Below are 22,969 nucleotides of genomic sequence, written 5' to 3'. Positions count from 1 at the left end.
ACATATCTCAGCCGTGATGCGGCACAGAAAAAACTACTCTTTGAAATCAGAGGCATCCAGCTCGTGTCGCGACAGCAGCTTATAGAATTCCGTGCGGTTACGTCCGGCAAGGCGTGCGGCATGCGTTACGTTGCCTTTGGTCATCTGTAGCAGCTTTCTTAAATAATTGAGTTCGAACTGATTTCTGGCCTCGGCAAAGGTCGGCAACGCGGTACTTTCCCCCACCAGCGCCTGCTCTACCAGCGCTTCGCCAATTACCGGGGCTGAGGTCAGCGCAACGCACTGTTCAATCACGTTAACCAGCTGACGAACGTTACCCGGCCAGCTGGCAGCCACCAGCCGCTTCATGGCGTCGGTGGAAAAACTGCGCACAAAAGGTTTATGCCGTTCTGCCGCCTGCTTCAGCAGATGATTTGCCAGCAGAGGAATATCCTCTGCCCGCTCATGCAATGCCGGAATTTTCAGATTCACAACGTTGAGGCGGTAAAAGAGATCTTCGCGGAACTCTTTTTTCTCCATCGCTTTTGGCAGATCGCGATGCGTGGCTGACAGTATACGCACGTTGATATCCTGATCGTGGTTGCTGCCCAGCGGCCTCACTTTGCGCTCCTGAAGCACCCGCAACAGTTTTACCTGCAACGCCTGTGGCATATCGCCGATTTCGTCAAGAAACAGAGTGCCCCCTTCCGCCGCCTGGAACAGTCCTTCACGGCTGCTCACCGCGCCGGTGAAGGCACCTTTGGCATGGCCGAAAAGTTCTGACTCAAGCAGCTGCTCCGGCAACGCCCCACAGTTAATGGCGATAAAGGCGTGGCCAGCGCGCGGGCTGGCGGCGTGAATAGCCTGCGCGAGAATTTCCTTGCCGGTGCCGCTCTGCCCGTTGATCAGGACGCTGACATCCGACTGCGCCACCATTCTTGCCTGTTCCAGTAAACGCAGCATTACCGGACTGCGGGTGACAATATTCTCCCGCCAGGCATCATCGCTGGCCGGCGCGCGGTGCGCCAGCGCCTGATCGATAGCGCTGTAGAGCGCATCGCGGTCAACAGGTTTGGTCAGGAAGCTGAAAACGCCCTGCTGGGTAGCGGATACCGCTTCCGGAATGGAGCCGTGTGCGGTGAGAATAATCACCGGCATACCGGGCTGCTGTTTCTGCACTTCACCGAAGAGAGCCAGGCCGTTCATCTCATCCATGCGCAGATCGCTTATCACCAGATCGATTTTTTCACGCTGCAACAGACGCAGCGCTTCAGGCCCGCTGGCTGCCGTCTGTACCGTGAAGCCTTCACTGGTCAGGCGCATACCCAGCAGTTTCAACAGGCTGGGATCGTCGTCTACCAGCAGTAAATTGGCTGATTTTTTGATCATGGCTGGGCCGCATCCTCTGAGGTTGATACCGGGGGCGTGGTTTCTGTTCCGTCGCTTTTCTCTGTATGGCTGTTATCAGAGCTATCGGGTGAGCGTCTGGAAGAGAGCTGTCGTTCGATATCGGTTAAGGATTCCAGCTTACGCCGGGTCACATTGAGTTCAGCATTCAGTTGGACCTGCTGCCGCCGCAGAGCGTCCAGCTCTGCATCACTGGTTTGTTGCAGATGATGATACCGGGTTCGCTCTTCGGAAAGTTGCAGCAGCCCCATCTGGTCTTCACGCCAGAGCTGGATCAGCGGTCTGACGGAGGAAGGAAAACTGGCGCTAAACTCATCCAGACGCAGCATAAATTGTCTTCTTTCCACCGGCGTAACGTTGCCATTGGCTAATAGCACCCCCTGCTTAAAGGCACTTTGCCAGTTGTTGGCGGGCCAGCGGCGGGCTTCTGCACGCGCTTCTGTTGGGGAAAGGCGCACGGCGCAGTCCATGCTCCGCAGCCAGTAAAGCGAGTTGGAGATCGCTCTGCTTGTGTCGATCTCCCAGATACGTTCACAATCAACCAGCTGGAAATCGACAATTTTGATTTCTGGCTCCGCCAGCGGTTTTCCGTTAACGGTCAGGGCCGATTCGGGAGGTTTGCTGCTACAGGCTGCCAGCAACAGCGCCAGCAAAGTAACGGCTGCGGAAAAAGCGCGCTTTCTCATTATTATGCATTCCCGACAATGGCGTTGAGTTCAATACGAAAACAGACATCAGCCTGGTCAGTCGTTATCAGCTGTAAATCGCCCTGCAAACGATGAATACAGTCTCTGGCGATACTGAGGCCCAGCCCACTGCCCTTCACCGCCCCTTTGCGCTGCTGATTCCCCTGGAAAAAAGGCTCAAAAATCATTTTCTTTTCACTTTCCGGGATCGGGCTGCCGGTATTTGCGACTTCAATCAATACCTTCCGGCCCTGCTGCTGAGTGCGGATCCAGATAGTACCGGAATCCCCGCCGTAGTGTATCGCATTCGAATAAAGATTATCGATGGCGCGGGTCAGCAGCGTGGCGTCAGCCCGGCAGGCCGTTACCGGCAGGGTAACCTCGGTTTGCATCATTTTGGCCCTGGCCGTCAGGCTGTGTGAGCTGACGATGCTGCTGATAAGTGGCTCCAGCTGTACCTCGCCCATCGCCACGGGCGCTTCAGAAAGTTTGCGGTTGTAGTCCAGCAGCTGTTCAATCAGCCGTTGCAGATGGCGGCTGCTCTGATCCAGAATGGTGACCACCTCCAGCTGATCGGGCGTCAGGGCGCCGACCACCTCATCCGCCAGCAGCGCTGTGCCTTCACGCATACTGGCGAGCGGCGTTTTCAGTTCATGAGAGATGTGCCGCAAAAATTCATGCCGCTGCGACTCCAGCCAGGCCAGCCGTTCACTGAGCCAGAGGATGCGCTGTCCCAGCGAACGCAGTTCGCGCGGGCCTTTAGAGGCAAGATTATGACTGAGCGGCCTGCCCTCACCCAGACGGTTGATCATCCTCTCTACGGCTTTGACCGGGCCAATGATCATGCGGGTGAACAGCAGTACCAGCCCCAGGCTGAGCAGAAACAGGATCAGCGCCTGCCAGCCAAAATACTGGCCGCGTTCAGCAATTTCCCGTTGCAGCTGCAAACCACGAGAGAACACCACTTCGCGCGTTGACTGAACCAGTTGAGCATTCGCTTCAGAGAAGGTTTCCAGAGCGGTAGCAGAAGCTTTAACCGGATTACTGTTATCGCAGCTAATTTTACCCAACAGGTTCAGCGAGCGATGCAGGGTATCGGAAATCCGGCTGTCGGGCAGGACCGATGCCTGCGCATCCAGCATCTGAGCATATTTTGTGCGTTGGGTTTGATAGAGGTTGGCGAGCATTGGATCGTCCAGCACGCAATATTGCCGGTAGCTGCGCTCCAGCTCCAGCGCTGTTCTCGCCATCGCCTCGCTGCGGCGGACGTCAGTCAGGGTGGTGCGATTGGTATCCGCCGCCCTTTCACTCAGCGCCGAAAGGCTTTCCCAGGCCTGCCAGGCCAGTACCAGCAGGGGCAGCAAAACCAGCAGAAACGCCATCAGTACCAGCTGACGCAGGGAACGGGGGAACAAACGCCATTTTTTCACAGGAGTCTCTCAGTTAACGCACTAAGGCGAAGTTACTCTGTATTCTCTTTTCCGTAGAATACTTTGCCCAATTTTATCAGAGGTCTGCCCATGGTTTTACGATGCTTGTTGCTGTCACGCAGTGAATAAACGCATCCGCAATACTCCTGCTGATAAAACTGTTCACGCTTACTGATCTCAATCATACGTGATGCGCCGCCCTGCTTGCGCCAGTTGTAATCCCAGTAAACCATACCCGGATAGTGGCTGGCAGCCCGCGCGCCACAATCGTTGATTTGCTGCATATCTTTCCAGCGGGAGATCCCCAGAGAGCTGCTGATCACGCTGAAGCCATTCTCTGCCGCATAGAGTGCGGTGCGTTCAAAGCGCATATCGAAACACATCGTGCAACGTATCCCACGCTCCGGCTCCCACTCCATCCCTTTCGCCCTGGCGAACCAGTTGTCCGTATCATAATCCGCATCAATAAAAGGGATCCCCTGCTTGTCAGCAAAGCGGATGTTCTCCTCTTTGCGGATGAGATACTCCTTGTGAGGATGAATATTCGGATTGTAGAAAAAAATGGTGTAATCGATACCTGAAGCCTGGATAGCCTCCATGACTTCACCGGAACAGGGAGCACAGCAGGAATGGAGCAAAAGCTTATCGGCCCCCTGCGGTAGTTCAAGCTTTGCGCGTTTAAATGCAGGATTTGTCATAGAAATACGTTTATATAGGGCGAAGTTTTTTAGTGTAGCACCGATTAATTAGTGCTCCAAAAGAGAAGGTGGCGGGGAATTGTTCCACTCTGGACGGGCAAGCGCTGCCTGAAGCCGTATCAGGTGGGGAGTGGAAGAGGCAAACAAAAACGGCAGATTCAGAGAATCTGCCGTTCGGGCTGTGAGGATAGTCATCATCACAGAAAATAGGTGGTGCCTAACTCAACGTTGCGTCCGAAGTTTGATAACGTCACAAAGTGAACGATTATCGGTCTGGTGGACGGCAGGCACCGTATTGTGCGTCATTCTGGATGTTATGAAGCGCTTGACCGCTTTCGCAGGGCTGTCGTAACCAGGTGAATGAGCCACTGCACAGATAATAGCAACAAGCGTGCCAACTTAGTATTTTATTTTTAAGTTGTTGATAATTAATCTGAATTTATTACCATAACTTGGATAGTCTGAGAAGCCGGACCTGTTGGTCAAAAGAAACTGTCGCCAATCAGAAACACGCTTAAGACTATTCGCAGACACCCAATAAAAACAACAGGTTATATGTCTCCTTTTGGAGACAGACACTTACCCCCTCTGTCGCAATAAAGCAACACCGGCGGCACAAAGCATAAGGGCAACCAGATGGTTGCCCTTGAGAGGATTTAGCCGAGTTGCTTACGCGCATTGCGGAAAATGCGCATCCATGGGCTGTCTTCGCCCCACTCTTCCGGATGCCATGAGTTGCTCACAGTACGGAATACGCGCTCCGGGTGCGGCATCATGATAGTGACGCGGCCGCTTTCGTTGGTGACCGCCGTGATCCCGTTAGGTGATCCGTTAGGGTTCGCCGGGTACTGCTGAGTCACCTTGCCGAGGTTATCCACAAAGCGCAACGCCACCAGGCCTTTATGCTCCAGGGAAGCCAGGTGCGCCCCATCACGCACTTCCACAAAGCCTTCGCCATGAGAGACGGCGATTGGCATACGCGAGCCTGCCATGCCGTCCAGCATCAGGGAGGGACTGGCGGCCACTTCGACCAGGCTGAAACGTGCTTCAAAGCGCTCGGACTGGTTGCGCACAAAGCGCGGCCAGGCTTCGCTGCCCGGAATAAGTTCGCGCAGGTTAGACATCATCTGGCAGCCATTACAGACGCCCAGCGCCAGCGTTTGCGGGCGATGGAAGAAGGTTTCAAACTCATCACGCACGCGGGAGTTGAAGAGAATAGACTTCGCCCAGCCTTCGCCTGCGCCCAGTACGTCCCCGTAGGAGAAGCCGCCACAGGCTACCAGCGTCTGGAACTCTTCCAGTCCACGGCGTCCCGCCAGCAGGTCGCTCATATGCACGTCCACCGCATCGTAGCCAGCGCGATGGAAAGCGGCGGCCATTTCAATGTGGGAGTTAACGCCCTGCTCGCGCAGAACAGCCACTTTCGGACGCACGCCGGTAGCGATATAAGGCGCGGCGACGTCCTCTTCCGGTCTGAAGGTCAGCGCAACGTTGAGGCCCGGATCGAGATCGTTCTTTTTGGCGTCATGTTCCTGATCGGCACACGCCGGGTTGTCGCGCAGACGCTGCATCTGCCAGGTGGTTTCAGCCCACCAGGTACGCAGCGTCGTGCGGCTTTCACTGTAGAGAGCAGACTCACCAGAAGTAATGACGAAGCGGTCGCCAGGCAGGGCTTTGCCCAGCAAGTGCACGCAGTCGCCCAGGCCATGTTCGGCAAATACCTGCTCAACCTGAGCACGCTCGGCAGCAGCAACCTGGATCACGGCTCCCAACTCTTCGTTGAACAGCGCAGCCAGCGCATCGCTGCCCAGAGAAGCGATATCCACCTCAATGCCGCAGTGCCCGGTAAAGGCCATCTCGGCCAGCGTAACCAGCAGGCCGCCGTCGGAACGGTCGTGATAAGCCAGCAGTTTGCCAGCAGCCACCAGCGCCTGCATGGCGTTAAAGAAGCCAGCCAGCTGCTCTGCATCGCGGACGTCGGCAGGCTTATCCCCCAGCTGACGATAAACCTGAGAGAGCGCGGTTGCGCCCAGCGCATTCCTGCCCTGCCCAAGATCGATCAGCAACAGGGCATTCTCCTGCTGCGGCTGAAGCTGAGGCGTTACGGTACGGCGAACATCTTCCACACGGGCGAAGGCGGTGATCACCAGCGACAGGGGAGAAGTCATCTCACGCTGTTCAGTGCCGTGCTGCCAGCGGGTTTTCATCGACATGGAGTCTTTGCCCACCGGGATAGTGATGCCCAGCGCCGGACAAAGTTCTTCACCCACGGCCTTCACCGCTTCATAGAGTCCGGCATCCTCACCTGGGTGGCCAGCTGCCGCCATCCAGTTTGCCGAAAGCTTGATGCGCTTAAGCGAACCAATCTGCGTGGCGGCAATGTTAGTCAGCGCCTCGCCTACGGCCAGACGGCCTGAAGCAGCGAAGTCCAGCAGCGCAACAGGCGCGCGCTCGCCCAGCGCCATCGCTTCACCGTAGTAGCTGTCCAGGCTGGCGGTGGTCACCGCGCAGTTGGCCACCGGGATCTGCCATGGCCCTACCATCTGGTCACGGGCAACCATGCCGGTAACGGAACGGTCGCCAATGGTGATGAGGAATGTTTTTTCAGCAACCGCAGGCAAGTGCAGCACGCGCTTCACCGCATCGGCGACAGTGATCCCTTCGCGTGCCAGCGGCTGCCCCTGCACCTTCAGCGTGCTGACGTCGCGAGTCATTTTCGGGGTTTTCCCCAGCAGGACATCCAGCGGCATATCAATAGGTTTGTTATCGAAATGGCTGTCGGAGAGCGACAGATGCAGCTCTTCCGTGGCTTCTCCGATCACCGCATAAGGTGCGCGCTCACGTTTGCAGAGGGCATCAAACAGTGCAAGCTTCTCGGGTGCCACCGCCATCACGTAACGTTCCTGAGACTCGTTACACCAGACTTCCAGCGGGCTCATGCCTGGCTCATCATTCAGAATATCGCGCAGATTGAAGCGGCCACCGCGTTCGCCATCACTCACCAGCTCCGGCATGGCGTTGGAAAGCCCGCCTGCACCAACGTCATGGATAAAGAGGATCGGGTTGTCCTGACCCAGCTCCCAGCAGCGGTCAATCACTTCCTGGCAGCGGCGTTCCATCTCCGGGTTGTCGCGCTGTACGGAGGCAAAATCGAGATCGGCATCAGACTGGCCAGAAGCCATAGAGGAGGCCGCTCCGCCGCCCAGGCCGATATTCATCGCCGGGCCACCCAGGACAATAAGTTTGGCCCCCACGGTGATTTCGCCTTTCTGCACGTGGTCAGCACGGATGTTGCCAATGCCGCCCGCCAGCATAATGGGCTTGTGGTAGCCGCGCAGCTCAACACCGTTGTGGCTGTTCACCTGCTCTTCATAGGTACGGAAATAGCCGTTCAGGGCCGGACGGCCAAATTCGTTGTTGAACGCCGCGCCGCCCAGCGGGCCTTCGGTCATGATATCCAGCGCCGTAACAATGCGCTCTGGTTTACCGAAATCTTCTTCCCACGGCTGTTCAAAGCCCGGAATACGCAGGTTAGAGACCGAGAAGCCCACCAGGCCCGCTTTAGGTTTAGCGCCACGGCCCGTTGCGCCTTCGTCACGGATCTCCCCGCCGGAACCGGTTGCGGCTCCCGGCCAGGGTGAAATGGCCGTCGGGTGGTTATGCGTTTCCACCTTCATCAGGATATGCGTCTCTTCCTGGTGGAAATCGTACTGGCCCCGTTCTGCATCCGCATAGAAGCGCCCCACCTGCGAGCCTTCCATCACCGCTGCGTTGTCTTTATAAGCAGAGAGCACGTGATCGGGGGTTTTCTCGAAGGTGTTTTTGATCATTTTGAACAGCGATTTAGGCTGTTGCTCGCCATCAATAATCCAGTCGGCGTTAAAAATTTTGTGACGGCAGTGCTCGGAGTTTGCCTGGGCAAACATGTAAAGCTCAATATCGTTCGGGTTGCGCCCAAGTTTCTCAAAAGCGGCCAGCAGATAGTCGATTTCATCGTCGGCCAGCGCCAGGCCCAGTTTACGGTTGGCCTTGTCCAGCGCCTCGCGCCCTTCACCCAGTACATCGACGCTTTGCAGCGGCGAAGGCTGGTGATGAGCAAACAGCTGCTCTGCCTGACTCAGTTCACTGAGCACCACTTCCATCATTCTGTCATGCAGCAGAGAAGCCAGCTGGCCCCACTGGGCTTCACTCAACTGAGGAGCCTGCACATAGAACGCCAGACCGCGCTCCAGACGAAGTACCTGAGGCAGATCGCAGTTGTGGGCAATATCCGTCGCTTTAGAAGACCACGGAGAAATGGTGCCAGGACGCGGTGTAACCAGAATCAGACGGCCTTCCGGCGTATGTTCGGCGAGAGAGGGGCCATATTTCAGCAGGCGCTGTAAACGGGCTTTTTCATCAGCGGACAGCGGCGCGCTGACATCGGCAAAATGGACGTACTCGGCGTAAATGTCACTCACCGGCAGGTGAGCATCCTGAAAGCGGGCCAGCAGTTTAGTAATACGAAATGCCGACAGAGCGGGCGAACCACGCAGAATTTCCATCATCAAAATCTCTCGTCAGAGCGTCGGGCGACGCTACTTTTGGCGCAACAGGGAAAGCGGGCGCTATTATAGAGAATCCGCACCCGTTACGAAACCGTTTGCGTGGAATTTCTCGCACCAGGGAATTGGCTGAATTTCACACAATATCGGATGAATTCAGTTGCAGAGGTGCACCGAGTTGCGCAAAATGCCCCACGCTCAGGATCCATTATAGAGATCAAATACTGCCGTTACAGACAGAACCTGAGAGCGACCGAGAGATAACTATTTGAAACGCCTAAAATTTAATTATCTGTTTATCGGGCTGGTCACCCTGTTGCTTGCGCTGGCATTATGGCCATCAATCCCCTGGTATGGGGGGCAACAGGACCAGACAGAACAGATAAAATCACGGGGAGTGCTGCGTGTCAGCACCTTAAATAACCCGCTGACTTACTACACCGTCAATAAAGCCCCGGCCGGAATGGATTACGAGCTGGCGAAACGCTTCGCCGATTATCTGGGTGTAAAGCTGCAAATCACCGTCCGGCAAAACCTCAGCGAACTGTTTGACGATCTTGAAGATGATAAAGCGGACATTCTGGCGGCGGGACTGATTTATAACAACGATCGCTTGTCTCACTTCCGCACAGGCCCGACTTACTATTCCGTTTCCCAGCAGCTGGTTTACCGGATGGGCAAGCCACGGCCAAAGAACCTCGGTGACATCCATGGCCGGCTGACGGTTGCCTCTGACTCTGCCTATCTTTCCACGCTTCGCGGCATCAAGCAGAACCAGTATCCGGATCTCGACTGGGCTATCTCTACCGATCAGAGTCCCAGCGCCCTGCTGGAAGCTGTGGCGGATGGCAAGCTCGATTACACCGTTGGCGATTCTGTGTCGATTGCTCTGTTGCAGCGCATTCATCCTCAGCTGGCAGTGGCTTTTGATATCACGGATGAAGAGCCGATTACCTGGTATATGCAGCGCGACCGGGATGACAGCCTGAATGCCGCCCTGCTGGACTACTTCAACCAGATGGGCGAAGAAGGCGCGATGGCCAGGCTGGATGAGAAGTATCTCGGCCATGTGGGTACGTTTGATTATGTTGATACGCGGACTTTCCTGCGGGCCATTGATGGCACGCTGCCCGATATTCGTCCGCTGTTTGAAAAATACGCTACCGACATCGACTGGCGTCTGCTGGCCGCCATCTCCTATCAGGAGTCTCACTGGAATCCTCAGGCCACCTCTCCTACCGGCGTACGCGGCATGATGATGCTGACCCGCAACACGGCTGAAAGCCTGGATGTCAGCGACAGAACCGACCCGGAACAGAGTATTCGGGGCGGCAGCGAATACCTGATGCGCATGATGGAAAAAGTGCCGCAAACCATTCCGGAAGATGAGCGGATCTGGTTTGCCCTTGCCGCTTACAATATGGGTTACGCCCATATGCTTGATGTGCGAAAGCTGACGGAAAAACAAAAAGGCAATCCGGACAGTTGGGCTGATGTTAAGCTGCGGCTACCGATGCTGAGCCAGAAGCGCTATTACAGCCAGACTAATTACGGCTATGCGCGAGGCCAGGAAGCCTACAATTATGTGGAAAATATTCGTCTCTATCAGATGAGCCTGGTCGGCTATTTGCAGGATCAGGAGCGCAAGCTGGCACAACGGGCGGCGTATGAAGCGGAAATGGGCGATGGCTATCCGGTTGTGGAGCCGAAGATAGCCCTCAATTAACCGGGCGGCGATCTGCCTGAGCTTAAAGGGCTGCTTACAGGCCGCTCATTGACGGCAGCGGTTTGTAAGCCTCGCTACTTTCTCTCTGAGAGCAGCAGTTGTTTATAAATACCTGTAAGGGCAAACCAGCCTGGGACAGCTGTTTACAAACCTTTGCTGCGGGGAATGGCCGGAAGACGGCTTTCACCGCTGGCGCTACAGCCCGCCATCCACCGGCGCCTGCCGCTGTTTTCGCAGCGCCTTCTTCTCTGCGCGACGATGGCGGAAGAAATCGCTCAGCATACCCGCACACTCTTCTGCCAGAACACCCTGTTCGATTTTTATCTGATGATTCATGCCCGGATGGCCCAGCACATCTATCAGCGACCCAGCCGCCCCGGTCTTTTCATCACGCGCGCCAAACACCAGACGGCCAATCCGGCTGTGGATCATCGCCCCGGCACACATCACGCAAGGCTCCAGCGTCACGTATAAGGTCGTATCCAGCAGACGATAGTTTTGCAGCACTTTCCCCCCCTGCCGTAACGCCATAATTTCTGCATGGGCGGTAGGATCGTGATGACCAATAGGCCGGTTCCAGCCCTCGCCTATCACTCTGTTGCCCTGAACCAGCACGGCCCCGACGGGGACTTCCCCCTCTTCCCAGGCACGACGCGCAAGCTGCAACGCATGATGCATCCAGACTTCATCACTTACTCTTTCGCTCACCTGAGTCTCCTGCCAAAAATCGCGGCACAGTATACCCTGTTACTCAAGCTGTTGCAGTTCACCCTGCGGCGTGACGCGCCAGCGATGCTGACAGAAAAACAGCAGCGGGTTGTCCTGCTTGCTGTCGCTGTAGCCGCTGTAGAGCTGTAACGGCGTACCGATTTGCTCTTCCAGCCTTGCCACTTTCTCATGCCCCAGGCAGCGCATGGAGAGAACACGCCCACCAAAGCCACGGCTCATCTGGCTGGCGATCAGTTTTACCTTGGGCAAAAAAGCGGAGTCGAAATAGACCTGCTGCACCAGCGGCTGCGGTGAGCCGGTAATCAGCCAGACGTCGGCATCGGAACTGTTGAGATATTCCGTCAGACGCTGTTGCACCACCGGAAATGCCGTGACCCGTTGACGGAACCACAGCGCAAAGGCATTCTCACGCGCCGTCAGGCTCTTTTCGCTGTGCCCAAAAGTGATTGACCACAAAAGCAGGCTCATCGGCCAGCGAGCCGCACGCCCTTTAATCAGCAGTCCGGCGCCAATAACGGGCAGCAACGGCACCACCAGCAGCAGGTTGAGCGGCTGGCGCCAAAGCAGATAGCGCATAAAGGTGCCGAACATATCCTGTTGATGCAGCGTGCCATCTAAATCAAAAAATACTACGCGTCGTTCCTGACCGGTTATCAAACATGACTCCTCAGGGTGGTTGATCCCCTTAATCGGCTTTTAAAAACTACAGGCGAAATGCTCTCGGCCCGGAAGATGATTACCTTAGCAGAGATATGATTGAGCAGCAGCGGTTACCTGCCCAGTTCGCCTGCTTATCGGGTAAGTGTAGACAAGCGGGATAAGGATCCGCAGCACTAAACAGAGAGTTAAGCTAATTTTAATCATGGCATGCGATACAACGGACGATAAACTGACAGTCAGGTCTCCAGCAAGCTATGATCAGACCCGATCAATCAGGCTGATAAATCAGAGGAATAACGATGAGTTCACTGCTGCGCATTCGCCAGCTCTATCCGGGACTGGCGATGAATGAACGCCGACTGGCCGATTATCTTCTTTCACAGCCCGATCACGCCCGTCACCTCAGTTCACAAAAGCTGGCTGAGGAGTCTGGTGTCAGCCAGTCAAGCGTAGTGAAATTTGCCCAAAAGCTCGGCTACAAAGGCTTTCCCGCCTTAAAGCTGGCGCTGAGTGAGTCGCTGGCAGATAAAGATGCCATCACCGTTCATAACCTGATCCTGAGCGACGATCCGCTCAAGATGGTGGGGGAAAAGTTGCTGACCGAGAAGCAGTCCGCTATCCGCGCCACGCTGGATATCAACAGTGAAGAGATGCTGGTGGAGACGCTGCGCCTGCTCCGTTCAGCAAACCGCATCGTGCTGGTGGGCATCGGCGCTTCGGGACTGGTGGCGAAAGATTTCTCCTGGAAGCTGATGAAAATAGGCATCAATGCGGTGGCCGAGCAGGATATGCATGCCCTGCTGGCCAGCGTGCAGGCGCTGAATCCGGGCGACCTGCTACTGGCTATCTCCTATACCGGCGAACGCCGGGAGATAAACCTGGCTGCACAGGAAGCGCAACGCGCCGGAGCTAACGTACTGGCTTTCACCGGCTTTACGCCCAATACCCTACAGCAGTGCGCCACCCATTGCCTCTACACGGTGGCAGAAGAGCAGATGACCCGCAGCGCCGCCATCTCCTCTACCACCGCGCAGCTGACGCTGACCGACCTGCTGTTTATGGCGCTTATCCAACGCGATCCCGAACGCGCTTCCAGCCATATCCGGCACAGCGAAGCGCTGGTTAAAAAGCTGGTCTGACGGAGTGAGGCGCGTATAATACCCGCGCACTTTATCCTGATACTGATTGAGAGAGTTATGGCGCTGCTTATCACTAAGAAATGCATCAATTGCGATATGTGTGAGCCTGAGTGTCCCAATCAGGCTATCTCAATGGGTGAGGCGATTTATGAGATTGATGCCAGCCGGTGCACTGAATGCGTGGGTCATTACGATACCCCCACCTGCCAGCAGGTTTGCCCTATTGTGAACACGATTGTGACCGATCCGGCTCACCGTGAAAGTAACGATGCACTGTGGGAGAAGTTCGTGATTTTGCATCACGGGGCATAATGGGGAACAGCCGGGCGGCGCGGGGCCACCCGGCGAGACGAACAGCGCTCGCTACCGCTTCAGACAAACAGGCCACTTATGCTGAAAAATACAAGAGTCTTCTGTCATGGATCCCCGGACGGTAATCGGGTTCTGCTCAGCTTTCAATAATCACCGTGGCGCAGGCGTAATGACGCTCATCCGCCAGCGTGACGTGAACGTGAACCACGCCCAGTTTTTTCGCCACTTCCTCTGCCTGCATGAAAAACCGTAATCCGGGCTTGCCCAGCGCATCGTTGTAGACTTCAAACTGATTAAACGCCAGACCACCGCGAATACCGGTGCCAAAGGCTTTTGCCGCCGCTTCCTTCACGGCAAAACGCTTGGCGAGAAAACGCACCGGTTGCTGGTGAGCCTGATACTGCGCCCACTCATTTTCGCTGAGCACACGTTTTGCCAGCCTGTCGCCGGAGCGGGAGATCACCCCTTCGATGCGGGAAATTTCCACAATATCGGTGCCAAGCCCCAGAATAGCCATTAGCGGCGCGCTTCCCGCATCAGCGCCTTCATCTCTTTAACGGCATCCGCCAGACCACTCATTACCGCCCGGCCAATAATGGCATGGCCGATGTTCAGCTCGTGCATCTGTGGCAGCGCCGCAATCGGCTGCACGTTATGGTAGGTCAGGCCATGTCCGGCATTGACCTTCAATCCTTTGCCAGCGGCATAGGCAGCCGCATCCCTGATGCGCGCAAACTCTGCCTGACGCTCCCGCCCTTCTTCCGCTTCAGCATAGGCACCGGTGTGAATTTCAATATAAGGCGCGCCGGAAGCCATTGCCGCATCAATCTGACGATGGTCAGCATCAATAAACAGGGAAACCTGAATGCCAGCCTCAGCCAGACGCGTGACCGCATAGGTGACTTTCTCCAGCTGGCCGGCAACATCCAGCCCACCTTCAGTGGTCACCTCTTCACGTTTCTCGGGAACCAGACAGCAGAAGTGCGGCTTGATCTCGCAGGCAATATCGACCATTTCATCGGTCACGGCCATTTCAAGATTCATGCGGGTCTGGATAGTCTGACGCAGAATGCGCACATCGCGGTCGGTGATATGGCGACGATCTTCGCGCAAATGCACGGTAATACCATCGGCACCCGCCTGCTCTGCAACAAAGGCCGCCTGTACCGGGTCGGGATAGTTGGTACCCCGCGCGTTACGCACGGTCGCCACGTGATCGATATTGACGCCTAACAACAGTTCAGCCATGACAATCCTCGGAAATTTGCAAACAGTGAACACAGTGTACAACGTCCAGGACGCTGACCGGAATGCCCTACTCTTCCCCGGACTGCACGCCTGCACGTTTTTTCGGCACAAACTGACGGAACAGCTCCTGGCTCTTGAGCGGTTTTCCGCCAAGATAGGGCTTAAGGGCGATGCGGGTAAAGCGCTTCGCTGCGCGCAACGTATCGCTGTCGGGGAAGCTTCGCTCTTCTAATGCCCGCATATGGCGGCCGGTAAAAGTATTGTTACTCTTCACCAGGCTGGCGATAAATCCTTTCTCTTCCCGATAGGTATAGGTCATCTCATCAGAGACTTCTTCTCCGCTGCCCGCACAGTGCAGAAAATCCACGCCGTATCCCAGATGACCCAGCATTGCCAGCTCAAAGCGCCTGAGCGCCGGTTCCGGCGAGGCGGTGACGGCAGCCAGCTCCTGCAAGCAGTAGAGATAATCGAAGAAGAGGTCGGTGAAGGCGGTTTCCTGCTCCAGCACACGTGACAGCAGTTCGTTCACGTAGAGGCCGCAGTAGAGGGTAATACCAGAGAGAGGAAGTGCCAGCGAGATGGGTTCAGCGCCACGGAGCGTTTTGACTTCGCCCCGCCCGCCCCAGCGTACCAGCAGCGGCGTAAAGGGCTGTAGCGCACCTTTCAGGCTGGAGCGCTTGCCCCGGGCGCCTTTTGCCAGCACCCGGATACGACCATAATTCTCAGAAAAAATATCGAGCAGCAGGCTGGACTCGCTGTAAGGGCGTCCATGCAGGACGAATGCGCGCTGCCAGCCTTCCATCAGGATCAGAGGTCGTCGGTATAGCCCAGGCTTCGCAGAGCACGCTCATCATCTGCCCAGCCAGACTTCACTTTAACCCACAGTTCAAGATGCACTTTCATCTCGAACATCTCTTCCATATCTTTACGGGCTTCAATACCGATAGTTTTGATCTTGGCGCCTTTGTTGCCAATAACCATTTTTTTCTGGCCTTCACGCTCAACCAGAATCAGGCCATGAATGTCATAACCGCCGCGCGCGTTAGTCACAAACTGTTCAATCTCCACCGTAACGGAGTAAGGCAGCTCCGCGCCCAGGAAACGCATCAGCTTTTCGCGGATGATCTCCGACGCCATAAAGCGCTGTGAGCGATCGGTAATGTGATCTTCCGGGAAGTGATGCACTGCTTCCGGCAGACGCTTACGCACGATGCTGGCGATGGTATCCACATTTTTGCCGCTTTCAGCGGAGATCGGCACCACATCCATAAAGTCCATCTGCTGGCTGAGGAACTGCATATGCGGCAGCAAAATGCTTTTGTCGGTGATGTTGTCGACCTTGTTGATCGCCAGCAGAACCGGCACTTTATTATCTTTCAGCTTGTTGACCACCATTTCGTCATCGGCGGTCCAGCGGGTACCTTCAACCACAAAAATCACCAGCTCAACATCGCCGATAGAGCTGCTGGCTGCACGGTTCATCAGGCGGTTAATCGCCCTTTTTTCTTCCATGTGCAGACCGGGGGTATCCACGTAAATTGCCTGATAAGGCCCTTCAGTATGGATGCCCATAATACGGTGACGTGTGGTTTGTGGCTTACGTGAGGTAATAGAGATCTTCTGGCCCAGGAGCTGGTTCAGTAAGGTCGATTTCCCGACGTTTGGGCGGCCTACAATAGCAATGAAGCCGCAATGGGGGGTTTGTTCGCTCATTCAAGTCCTAGCTTAATCAGCGCCTGTTCGGCGGCTGCCTGCTCAGCTTTACGACGGCTGGAGCCGGTTCCTACAACCGGGTCCGCCATGCCGCTTACCTGGCAGTGAATAGTAAATTCCTGGTCATGCGCTTCGCCACGCACCTGCACCACCAGATAGGAGGGCAGCGGCAGATGGCGACCCTGCAAATACTCCTGCAGACGCGTTTTTGGATCTTTCTGTTTGTCGCCGGGGCTAATCTGCTCCAGTCGGCTGGCGTACCAGTCGAGGATCAGTTTTTCTACCGTCTGAATATCGCTATCCAGGAAGACGCCGCCAATCAGCGCTTCTACAGTATCGGCGAGGATAGATTCACGGCGGAAACCGCCGCTTTTCAGCTCACCAGGCCCAAGACGCAGGCATTCGCCCAGGTCGAACTCACGGGCCATTTCAGCCAGCGTATTGCCTCGCACCAGCGTGGCACGCATGCGGCTCATATCCCCTTCATCAACACGAGGAAAACGGTGATAGAGCGCGTTAGCAATGACGTAGCTGAGGATCGAGTCGCCCAGAAATTCCAGTCTTTCGTTATGTTTACTGCTGGCGCTACGGTGAGTAAGCGCCTGCTGCAACAGTTCCTGATGGGTAAAAGTGTAGCCCAACTTTCGCTGAAGCCTGTTTATTACGATGGGGTTCATGTGTTACCAATATCTGAATGCGTCAAGTGTTCTGCACACGGAACAGGGCTGGCCAGGCCAACACGAAACTGTTTCGTGTGCAGTGGCTGCCCCGCAGGACAACCACCCATTTTACTGCCGGTACCCAGAGGTACCCTTAGTGAATACCACCAATGCGGCTAAGACGAACGCCGGTTGGCCACTGCCCTTCCTGCTTATCAAAGCTCATCCAGATGGCTGTGGCTTTACCTACCAGGTTTCTCTCTGGCACAAAGCCCCAGTAACGACTGTCTGCGCTGTTGTCGCGGTTGTCGCCCATCATGAAGTACATGCCTTCTGGTACTACCCAGCTTGACTGAGGCTGACCAGGCTGCTGGTAATAAGAGCTTGCCTGACTTTGCGCCTGCGTCACCAGCAGAATACGGTGAGTCACCTCACCCAGCGTTTCGTTGCGGGTAGCCAGACGCAGCCCTCCGCGCATTGAATCGCCCTGCGGCATCTCATAGAACCCGTTGCCCACTTCGTTACCATCAAACCCGCTGAAGGTCTGAATGAAGTCGCTTGGCTGCACGTCGGAATAGGTTACCGGCACCGCTTTATCACAATTCTGCTCTGCACAGGCCGGATTGATGGTCACGGTTTTGCTTTGCGGATCGTAACTCACATGGTCACCCGGCAGGCCTACAACCCGCTTGATGTAGTCCAGGCTCGGATCTTTAGGATATTTAAAAACAGCAATATCGCCACGTGCAGGATGCCCGGTTGGGATCAGCGTCGTCTGAGTGATGGGGTCTTTGATTCCATAGGCAAATTTCTCTACCAGAATGAAATCCCCGATCAGCAGCGTCGGCATCATCGATCCAGAAGGGATCTGGAAAGGCTCATAGATAAATGAACGCACCACAAAGACCAGCAGCAGAACGGGGAAAACTGACGCTGCCGTCTCCACCCAGCCTGGCTGTTTGGCGGCTTTATTCTGTTCCCCGGCGCTGCCCGCGGCTGCTGCGGCGGCGGCCTGTTTAGCTTTACGGGCCGGAGCCCACTTAAATTTATCAAAGCACCAGATAATGCCGGTGATCAGGGTCGCTATCGCCAAAATCAGGGCGAACATATTAGCCATTCCAGTTCCCTCGTAGCCCTGGGGCTTTATTTACTGTCTTTACCGACATGGAGAATGGCAAGGAACGCTTCCTGCGGGAGTTCAACGTTACCCACCTGCTTCATACGTTTCTTACCGTCTTTCTGCTTCTGCAACAGTTTTTTCTTACGGCTGACGTCACCGCCGTAGCATTTCGCCAGCACGTTTTTACGCAGCTGTTTCACGGTAGAACGGGCGATAATGTGGTTACCAATGGCGGCCTGAATCGCAATGTCGAACTGCTGACGCGGGATCAGATCTTTCATCTTCTCTACCAGGTCACGGCCACGATACTGCGCATTGTCATGGTGGGTAATCAGCGCCAGCGCATCAACGCGCTCGCCGTTGATTAACACGTCCACACGCACCATGTTGGAAGCCTGGAAGCGTTTGAAGTTGTAATCCAGCGAGGCGTAACCGCGCGACGTGGATTTCAACCGGTCAAAGAAGTCCAGTACCACTTCAGCCATGGGAATTTCGTAGGTCAGAGCAACCTGGTTGCCGTGATAGACCATGTTGGTCTGCACGCCACGCTTCTCGATACACAAGGTGATGACGTTACCCAGGAACTCCTGCGGCATCAGCATGTGACATTCGGCAATTGGCTCACGCAGCTCTTCAATATTATTCAGCGGTGGAAGCTTGCCCGGGCTGTCTACATAGACGGTTTCACCGTCGGTAGTCGCCACTTCATAGACAACCGTCGGTGCAGTGGTGATCAGGTCCAGATCGTATTCACGCTCCAGACGCTCCTGAATGATCTCCATGTGCAGCAGGCCCAGGAAGCCACAACGGAAGCCGAAGCCCAGCGCCGTGGAGCTTTCTGGCTCATAGAACAGGGAGGCGTCGTTCAGGCTCAGCTTGCCCAGCGCATCGCGGAAGGCTTCATAGTCGTCAGAGCTGATAGGGAACAAACCGGCATAAACCTGTGGCTTCACTTTCTTGAAGCCAGGCAGCGCTTTAGAGGCAGGATTACGCGACAGCGTCAGAGTATCCCCTACCGGCGCGCCCAGAATGTCTTTAATTGCGCAGACCAGCCAGCCTACTTCACCGCAGTTCAGCGCATCACGATCGACGCGTTTCGGCGTAAAGATGCCCAGACGGTCGGCGTTATACACCTGGCCGGTGCTCATGACTTTGACCTTGTCGCCTTTACGCAGCGTACCGTTCTTAACACGGATCAGCGAGACAACGCCCAGGTAGTTATCAAACCAGGAGTCGATAATCAATGCTTGCAGAGGGCCTTCCGGGTCGCCTTGCGGCGGCGGAATATCACGGACAAGGCGTTCAAGCACGTCCGGTACGCCCACGCCCGTTTTGGCAGAGCAGCGCACGGCATCCGTGGCATCAATCCCGACGATATCTTCAATTTCCTGCGCCACACGATCCGGATCGGCCGCTGGCAGATCGATCTTGTTCAGTACCGGTACAACTTCCAGATCCATTTCCATCGCGGTATAGCAGTTTGCCAGCGTCTGGGCTTCAACGCCCTGCCCGGCATCCACAACCAGCAACGCACCTTCACAAGCCGCCAGCGAGCGGGAGACTTCATAGGAGAAGTCAACATGGCCTGGGGTATCGATAAAATTGAGCTGGTAAGTTTCACCGTCCGGCGCGTGGTAAGCGAGGGTGACGCTCTGCGCCTTAATGGTAATGCCACGCTCACGTTCCAGATCCATCGAGTCCAGAACCTGCGCAGCCATTTCACGTTCGGTCAGGCCACCGCAAATTTGAATCAAACGGTCTGAGAGCGTAGATTTACCGTGGTCGATATGCGCGATGACAGAAAAGTTTCTTATATGCTTCATTTATATGAATATTTTCGCTTAAACGTTCGGTTTAATTCTCGCGGTGGACACAGCTATCAACACAGAGTGCAATGTACCCGCCATCAATGAGCACGCATCTTACACTGTTAGCCCCCTGCACGAAAGAATTCACATACATAGCAGGGCATCAAATTCGTAACTATGCCTGTTAATTTACCTGGAGATTGTCTCTGTTCTCTGCCCGCAACCACCACGCAAGAGAGTTACTGCGCGCAACGCTGCAAAGCGCGCCTGGCGTGTTGAAAAGGGATTCAGAGAGAGATAACTGCCGCTGAGGCGGCAGTAAAAGGGATTCAGCGGTCTGTTTCAACGCGCAGCGCGTCCGGGGGCAAAGCAACACTCAGGATGACAGGCTGGAAAGAGGCAGATTTCCCCAGATAAGAGGACAAACCTTTCGCCACGATGAAACCGCCAACGCCCCCTAATAAGGCGCCAGCAACAGAGGCCATGTCGCTGTGGAACAGTGCCTGAAACAGGCCGGCAAGCAGGAACAGCCCCACCAGCGGCGTCATATAAACCAGCAACGCTGAACTGAGCAGGCTTTTTTCCGCTATCCCCAGTTCAATACGCTGACCAGCGGCAAGCGGCTCCGCGCTGGCGACTTTCATCACGTGCGCATTCTTGGGTCCCAGCTTATTCAGCATATGGCTGCCACACCCTTTTCGGGCTGAACAGCTGCTGCATGAGGTTTTCATTTCCGAGTGCAGCGTAGCCACGCCGTTCTGCCACGAGACAACCGTAGCCCATTCTCTCATCATGGTGTCGATCCTAAAGTGACCGCATCTGCGATACGTTTAGCGGTTGAGGGTGGCAGTTCGCCGACCACCGTTATTTCCGCATTATTACGTATTTCAGTCTGCACCGTACGACGTCCGGTGCGCATTAGCTGAGAGGCGCTGTTTTTATCTGCCGCGCTGACGTTGATTGAGAAACTGAACAGGCCATCAGAATAGAGCCGTGACTCGACGGGTTTATTTAACGACGGGATCTGACGGCGGCTCTGCGTCACCTCTTTCATCCCCATCGGCACCCAGCCAGCTTTCCAGTTAAGGGTCGCTTTCCCACTGGCAGGCACGGAAAGAGAGGGAGGAAGCGTCGCCTTTTCCAGACCCTGCATCATACTGCGCACGCCTTCATCCACGGCAAAGCTGATAACCCGATACTGCTCCAGCGTTTCACCGTCGCGATCCAGTAAGTCTACCCGCAGAGGCAATTTAGTTTCGCTATCCAGCCAGACAATATAGCTGTAGCGCGTTCCGTCTCGCGCCACGATACGGATCACTTCGCACATCTGGTCTGCAATGCGGGCGCGCCCTACCGGCACAAAATCGTAGTTTTCCGCCAGTTTGCGGAAGTCGGCATACACCAGCGAAGGAAGAGAGTCGACAATATGGTCGCCAGCCAGAGTAAAAGGCTCAAGACCCGGTTCGAAGTAGCTGATTTCGCCGCCACGCTGGATGATCTCACGGCGCGGGCCATCCATCTGCAACAGCTGAGCAAACACTTTGTTGTTCAGAACGGCATGACGATAGCGCAGGGATTCGATTCCCAGCCTTGAGACATTGATATAGGCGAATTCATAACTGAGAGACTGGCTGGCCTGCTCCATCTGTTGCAAGAGCGCCCCAGGGGTAGTTGCTTCCGCTGGGGCGACACTGGAGTACATCAGGCTGCCAGCCATTAGGCTGACGGCACACCAAAGTTGCTTCATTACTGCTGCTGAATTCCTAACGACTGGTTACCCGGAACCTGAACGGCAGCCTGCTGAGCGGGCGCCTGTTCAAACTGGAGCTGGTTAGAGTGCAGGCGGCGCTGCAATTCATAATCCTGCAACATAGCGTTGACCCGACGGCGCGAATCCTGCACCTGCTGCGAAGCGCTGCTGTTGGTATTGGTGTTGGCGCTCTCCGAAGGCACCCCCAGGCTGACAGGAGAAGCCTGACCCATCATCGGCAGCGTATTGAACACTGGCGAATCGGACTCACTCTGACCTGGTTGTGGTTGGTTATAGTGCTGGACGCCAACAATGACCGCCAGAGAAACACAGGCGGCGACACCGATCTGAGTGAGTTGCGCAGCCCACGGACGGGCTTTATGCCAGAACGGCATAGACGCATAACGCTCTGGTTTCGGTTGCGCTTCAGGGATCAGCGTCGTGGTTTTGTTGACCGGCTCAAGTTCGATGGCGGCGGCAACGCGTGCAGCAATATCGAAATGCATAACCTGACCAACATCTCCACGCAGGGTATCGCGGATCAGGTGATAGCTTTCCCAGTTTTTCTGCAGCATCGCGTCTTTAGACAATGCGGATAAAACTTCATTATCTAAAGTCTCGCCATCCATTAAAGCGGAAAGTTGTTCTTTCTGCATGCCTCAGTACCCTTCCTGTTTACGCTATAACTAGCGTTGGATAAGCGGTTGAATTTTATTGTCAATAGCTTCTCGTGCACGGAAAATACGGGAACGTACTGTACCTACCGGACACTCCATGATGACCGCTATCTCTTCATAGCTCAGGCCATCCAACTCCCTGAGCGTGATCGCCATACGGAGATCTTCAGGCAGCGTCTCAATGGTGCGAAAAACTATTTGTTTCAATTCTTCAGACAACATTAAGTTCTCTGGGTTCGATATTTCTTTCAGTGCACCCGCACTTTCAAAGTTTTCAGCATCGATCGCATCCACATCGCTGGCCGGTGGACGGCGTCCCTGAGCAACCAAATAATTTTTAGCCGTGTTGACGGCTATCCTGTAGAGCCAGGTATAAAAGGCGCTGTCGCCGCGGAAAGATTCCAGCGCACGATACGCTTTTATAAATGATTCCTGCACTACATCAGGTACATCTCCTGAGGGCACATAGCGGGAAACCAGACTCGCCACCTTATGCTGGTAGCGCACCACCAGTAGGTTAAATGACTTCTGATCCCCTTTCTGTACTCGCTCAACGAGAACCTGGTCCGTTAGCTGCTCGCTCATCCGAGGTAATGTCTCCCCAAAGCTTTTTCCACGCGTTTATGAACTACCCGCAATAACTTCAATTCGAGCAAGCATGCGCTTTGAGTGGTCATCATGAGT

General features: G+C 55.2%; 21 protein-coding genes. 3 read left to right on the top strand and 18 right to left on the bottom strand.

Annotated elements, in window-relative coordinates; translation table 11 throughout:
- Window positions 1–33: 33 nt before the first annotated feature.
- From glrR to purL, 5 genes are all read right to left on the bottom strand, one after another.
- Window positions 34–1,368: a two-component system response regulator GlrR gene (glrR, locus tag AAH450_RS00425; protein ID WP_318791031.1), complete on the bottom strand. Its 1,335-nt coding sequence runs from the start codon at window positions 1,366–1,368 to the stop codon at window positions 34–36.
- Window positions 1,365–2,072 carry a two-component system QseEF-associated lipoprotein QseG gene (gene qseG, locus AAH450_RS00420; protein ID WP_342908423.1) on the bottom strand — a complete coding sequence of 236 codons (708 nt, stop codon included), beginning with the start codon at window positions 2,070–2,072 and terminating at the stop codon, window positions 1,365–1,367. The genes glrR and qseG overlap by 4 nt, the downstream gene beginning before the upstream one ends.
- Window positions 2,073–2,074: 2 nt before the next feature.
- On the bottom strand, window positions 2,075–3,502 hold the full coding sequence (locus AAH450_RS00415; protein WP_318791029.1) for a sensor histidine kinase: 1,428 nt from the start codon (window positions 3,500–3,502) through the stop codon (window positions 2,075–2,077).
- Between the two features lie 32 nt (window positions 3,503–3,534).
- Window positions 3,535–4,200 (bottom strand): epoxyqueuosine reductase QueH, encoded by a 666-nt coding sequence (locus AAH450_RS00410; protein ID WP_342908422.1) that lies wholly within the window; start codon window positions 4,198–4,200, stop codon window positions 3,535–3,537.
- 656 nt (window positions 4,201–4,856) lie between these two features.
- Entirely contained in the window at window positions 4,857–8,747 is a 3,891-nt protein-coding gene (gene purL, locus AAH450_RS00405) for a phosphoribosylformylglycinamidine synthase (RefSeq protein ID WP_342908421.1), read from the bottom strand.
- Window positions 8,748–9,012: 265 nt separating this feature from the next.
- Between purL and mltF the strand changes: the two genes are divergently transcribed.
- Entirely contained in the window at window positions 9,013–10,470 is a 1,458-nt protein-coding gene (gene mltF / locus AAH450_RS00400) for a membrane-bound lytic murein transglycosylase MltF (protein WP_342908420.1), read from the top strand.
- Between the two features lie 195 nt (window positions 10,471–10,665).
- Here the strand turns inward: mltF and tadA are convergent, their stop codons facing one another.
- Together tadA and yfhb are read right to left on the bottom strand one after the other, a co-directional pair.
- Window positions 10,666–11,178, bottom strand: a complete 513-nt coding sequence (gene tadA, locus AAH450_RS00395) for a tRNA adenosine(34) deaminase TadA (protein ID WP_342908419.1) — start codon at window positions 11,176–11,178, stop codon at window positions 10,666–10,668.
- Window positions 11,179–11,217: 39 nt separating this feature from the next.
- The gene (gene yfhb / locus AAH450_RS00390) at window positions 11,218–11,856 is read right to left on the bottom strand and encodes a phosphatidylglycerophosphatase C (RefSeq protein WP_342908418.1); all 639 of its coding nucleotides are present in this window, start codon (window positions 11,854–11,856) and stop codon (window positions 11,218–11,220) included.
- A 302-nt stretch (window positions 11,857–12,158) separates the two neighbouring features.
- On the opposite strand from yfhb, the gene AAH450_RS00385 reads away from it, so the two are divergent.
- The gene (locus AAH450_RS00385) at window positions 12,159–12,998 is read left to right on the top strand and encodes a MurR/RpiR family transcriptional regulator (RefSeq protein WP_342908417.1); all 840 of its coding nucleotides are present in this window, start codon (window positions 12,159–12,161) and stop codon (window positions 12,996–12,998) included.
- Window positions 12,999–13,055: 57 nt separating this feature from the next.
- On the top strand, window positions 13,056–13,310 hold the full coding sequence (locus tag AAH450_RS00380) for a YfhL family 4Fe-4S dicluster ferredoxin (protein ID WP_342908416.1): 255 nt from the start codon (window positions 13,056–13,058) through the stop codon (window positions 13,308–13,310).
- Between the two features lie 136 nt (window positions 13,311–13,446).
- Here AAH450_RS00380 and acpS read toward each other — a convergent pair whose 3' ends face one another.
- From acpS to rpoE, 11 genes are all read right to left on the bottom strand, one after another.
- A complete protein-coding gene (gene acpS / locus AAH450_RS00375; protein WP_342908415.1) occupies window positions 13,447–13,827 on the bottom strand; it encodes a holo-ACP synthase in 381 nt (126 codons plus the stop codon).
- Window positions 13,827–14,558: a pyridoxine 5'-phosphate synthase gene (pdxJ, locus tag AAH450_RS00370; protein WP_342908414.1), complete on the bottom strand. Its 732-nt coding sequence runs from the start codon at window positions 14,556–14,558 to the stop codon at window positions 13,827–13,829. Before pdxJ ends, acpS begins: the two co-directional genes overlap by 1 nt.
- Window positions 14,559–14,625: 67 nt before the next feature.
- Window positions 14,626–15,360 carry a DNA repair protein RecO gene (recO, locus tag AAH450_RS00365; RefSeq protein ID WP_342908413.1) on the bottom strand — a complete coding sequence of 245 codons (735 nt, stop codon included), beginning with the start codon at window positions 15,358–15,360 and terminating at the stop codon, window positions 14,626–14,628.
- A 5-nt stretch (window positions 15,361–15,365) separates the two neighbouring features.
- The gene (gene era / locus AAH450_RS00360; protein ID WP_306211235.1) at window positions 15,366–16,271 is read right to left on the bottom strand and encodes a GTPase Era; all 906 of its coding nucleotides are present in this window, start codon (window positions 16,269–16,271) and stop codon (window positions 15,366–15,368) included.
- Window positions 16,268–16,948 carry a ribonuclease III gene (rnc, locus tag AAH450_RS00355; RefSeq protein WP_306211233.1) on the bottom strand — a complete coding sequence of 227 codons (681 nt, stop codon included), beginning with the start codon at window positions 16,946–16,948 and terminating at the stop codon, window positions 16,268–16,270. Before rnc ends, era begins: the two co-directional genes overlap by 4 nt.
- A gap of 136 nt (window positions 16,949–17,084) precedes the next feature.
- Entirely contained in the window at window positions 17,085–18,047 is a 963-nt protein-coding gene (lepB, locus tag AAH450_RS00350) for a signal peptidase I (RefSeq protein WP_342908412.1), read from the bottom strand.
- Window positions 18,048–18,073: 26 nt separating this feature from the next.
- On the bottom strand, window positions 18,074–19,873 hold the full coding sequence (gene lepA, locus AAH450_RS00345) for a translation elongation factor 4 (RefSeq protein WP_342908411.1): 1,800 nt from the start codon (window positions 19,871–19,873) through the stop codon (window positions 18,074–18,076).
- Between the two features lie 314 nt (window positions 19,874–20,187).
- On the bottom strand, window positions 20,188–20,652 hold the full coding sequence (gene rseC, locus AAH450_RS00340; RefSeq protein ID WP_342908410.1) for a SoxR-reducing system protein RseC: 465 nt from the start codon (window positions 20,650–20,652) through the stop codon (window positions 20,188–20,190).
- The gene (gene rseB / locus AAH450_RS00335; protein WP_342908409.1) at window positions 20,649–21,605 is read right to left on the bottom strand and encodes a sigma-E factor regulatory protein RseB; all 957 of its coding nucleotides are present in this window, start codon (window positions 21,603–21,605) and stop codon (window positions 20,649–20,651) included. The genes rseC and rseB overlap by 4 nt, the downstream gene beginning before the upstream one ends.
- Complete coding sequence (gene rseA, locus AAH450_RS00330) at window positions 21,605–22,264, bottom strand: anti-sigma-E factor RseA (RefSeq protein ID WP_342908408.1); 660 nt, start codon at window positions 22,262–22,264, stop codon at window positions 21,605–21,607. The genes rseB and rseA overlap by 1 nt, the downstream gene beginning before the upstream one ends.
- A gap of 30 nt (window positions 22,265–22,294) precedes the next feature.
- On the bottom strand, window positions 22,295–22,870 hold the full coding sequence (gene rpoE / locus AAH450_RS00325; protein WP_318791015.1) for an RNA polymerase sigma factor RpoE: 576 nt from the start codon (window positions 22,868–22,870) through the stop codon (window positions 22,295–22,297).
- Window positions 22,871–22,969 lie beyond the last annotated feature (99 nt).

The organism is Erwinia magellanica (genome assembly GCF_039023495.1).
Taxonomy (GTDB): domain Bacteria; phylum Pseudomonadota; class Gammaproteobacteria; order Enterobacterales; family Enterobacteriaceae; genus Erwinia.
Note: the sequence above shows the minus strand (reverse complement) of the source record. Positions and strands in the feature narration are given on the sequence as shown.